1 protein-coding gene and 1 pseudogene are annotated in these 2,609 nt (G+C 72.1%); one reads left to right on the forward strand and one right to left on the reverse strand.

Annotated elements, in window-relative coordinates; translation table 11 throughout:
* Positions 1–84: 84 nt before the first annotated feature.
* Positions 85–1,293, reverse strand: a pseudogene (locus C1I95_RS33335) (adenylosuccinate synthase); the annotation flags it as partial.
* Positions 1,294–1,416: 123 nt separating this feature from the next.
* Here C1I95_RS33335 and C1I95_RS33340 point away from each other — a divergent pair.
* A complete protein-coding gene (locus tag C1I95_RS33340) occupies positions 1,417–2,415 on the forward strand; it encodes a diacylglycerol kinase family protein (RefSeq protein WP_111220040.1) in 999 nt (332 codons plus the stop codon).
* The last annotated feature ends 194 nt before the right edge of the window (positions 2,416–2,609 follow it).

Genomic DNA, 2,609 nt, shown 5'->3' on the forward strand with positions numbered 1-2,609 from the left:
TGGGCTGCTCCGCGGGCAAAAACATGGAAGAGGGTGTCGAGGACCTGCTGGGAGCCGAACAAGATTTTAGGGAAGCCGGGGTTGTTCCTCGATGCGGGCGATGTAGCGGCGGGCGTTGTCGGGCAACTCAGCCTCGGTGCGGGCCTTGGTGATGTCTTCCCACCAGCCGTCGTGCTCTTCGTAGATCGGGGTGGCGTGGTGGAAGTCGGTCTGGGTCATCGGCATGTCGTCGACGCGCTTGCCGTTGATCTCGTAGCCGACGCAGAGCGGCACGGTGGGCAGGCCGGTGAGCACGTCCAGCTTGGTGATCACCAGGTCGGTGACCCCGTTGAGGCGGCAGGAGTAGCGGGCCACGACCGCGTCGAACCAGCCGCACCGGCGCTCCCGGCCGGTCGTGGTGCCGTACTCGTGGCCGACCTTGCGCAGGTGCTGACCGTTGTCGTCGAACAGCTCGGTGGGGAACGGCCCCGAACCGACCCGGGTGGTGTACGCCTTGCTCACCGCGATCACCTTCGTGATCGCGGTCGGCGGGATGCCCGCACCCACGCACGCCCCACCGGCCGTCGGGTTCGACGAGGTGACGAAGGGGTACGTGCCGTGGTCCATGTCGAGCATGGTGGCCTGGGCGCCCTCCAGCAGCACGGTGTCACCGCGGTCCAGCGCGTCCCAGAGCATCACCCGGGTCTCCGCGATGTACGGCCGGAGCCGCTCCGCGTACTCCAGGTACTCCTCGATGGTGGCGTCGACGTCGATCGCCTTGCGGTTGTAGACCTTGAACAGCACCTGGTTCTTCTCGCGCAGCGCGAGTTCCAGCTTCTTGCGCAGGATGCCCGGGTCGAGCAGGTCCTGCACCCGGATCCCCATCCGGGCGACCTTGTCGCCGTACGCCGGGCCGATGCCCCGGCCGGTGGTGCCGATCCGCGAGCTGCCCAGGTACCGCTCGACCACCCGGTCCAGCGCCCGGTGGTGCGGCATGATCAGGTGCGCGTCGCCGGAGATGCGCAGCCGGGAGACGTCCACGCCGCGTTCGGCGAGCCCGTCGATCTCGCTGAGCAGCACCTTCGGGTCGACCACCACGCCGTTGCCGATGACGATCACGGCGTTCGGGGAGAGCGCGCCGGACGGCATGAGGTGCAGGGCGTATTTCTGGCCGTCGGGGGTGATCACCGTGTGCCCGGCGTTGTTGCCACCGGAGTAGCGGACGACGTAGTCGACCCGCTCACCCAGCTGGTCGGTAACCTTGCCCTTGCCCTCGTCGCCCCACTGAGCGCCGATGAGCACGATCGCTGGCATCTTCTCGCCTCCAGAAGGCTCGGGTGCCAGACGGCGACCGGTCAGCGAGCCCGGGGTGTCAGGTTAACAAGTAGTGACGGCACGACCGGCAGGGGTCGCGCTGGCAGGCAGGAGGAGCTACCCGTGTACGACGTGGTGCTGCTCACCCTGGGCTCGGAGCGGGACGCTCCGGGGGCCGGGTGCGGCAGCGGCGAAGCCTGCTGCGGCGGCGCGAACGAGGCCGCCAAGGACCGGGACGAACGCTGCGAGACGCCGCGGGTGCCCGTGCTGGCCTGCGCGGACGCGTTGACCGCCCGGGGCGCCCGGGTCGAGACGGTGACCGCCCGCTCCGACGCGGAAATCGACGAGGTGCTGGCCCGACTGGACGGCCCGCCCCGACCGGACGGCCACACCTGGCCGGACCCGGACTCCAAGACCCGGCTCGTGGTCGCGGTGGCCGGTGACGCACAGTTGCGCGCCGTGCTGCGCCGGCTGGTCCGGCGGTACGCGCCACCGCCCAGCCGTCGTCCGGCGGACCTGGCCGCCAACCGGACCGTGCCGGACCTGCCGCCGGTCGGCGTACTGCCGCTCGACCCGGCGCGCAGCACGGCGCACCGCGACCTCGCCGCGCAGCTCGGCCTGCCCCGCGATCCTGCGGCGGTGGCCGCCGCCGTGCTCGACGGCACGCCCCGCCGGCTCGACCTGCTGCGCAACGACGGCGGTTCGGTCACCCTGGACGGCGCGCTGCTCGGCGCCGCCGCCGAGGATGGGCGCCCGCTGCACTGGCGCGGCCGGGTCGAGGTGGACGACGCCGTTCTGACCAACGGCGACGACCCACTGCTGGCCTGTGCGATCGGCAACGCCGGCGGGTACGCCCGGCTCGACGACGTCACCCTGCTCGCCACCCCGGACCCGACCGACGGGCTGGTCGAGGTGGCGGTGGCCGTTCCGGTGGTCACCCGGTCGAGGCTGGGCCGGCGCCGGGTACGCCTGGAGGTCCGCCGGGCCCGTGGCCGGGCCGTCTCGGTCCTGCCTCGGGACGCGGGCGCGCTGCCCTACCTGGACGACGGTGTGGAGGGGGAACTGACCCGCAAGCGGTCCTGGTGGACCGAGCCGGGTGCCTGGGCGGTCTGGACGGCCTGACCCCGCCCCGCACCGGCGGTCCGGGTCGGCCGGTGGGCCTATCCTCGGCAGGAGGAATGGGGAGGAACCGTGGTGGACGAGAACGCCGACCGGGTGCACGTGACCGGCCAGCATGGGGTGCCGGAACGGGACATCGAACCACTCTGGCCGCCGGAGCAGATCGACGGCTTCGGCGCACCCGCGTGGGGTGCCCC

It is taken from the genome of Micromonospora craterilacus, from assembly GCF_003236315.1.
In the GTDB taxonomy this organism is placed as follows: Bacteria; Actinomycetota; Actinomycetes; order Mycobacteriales; family Micromonosporaceae; genus Micromonospora; species Micromonospora craterilacus.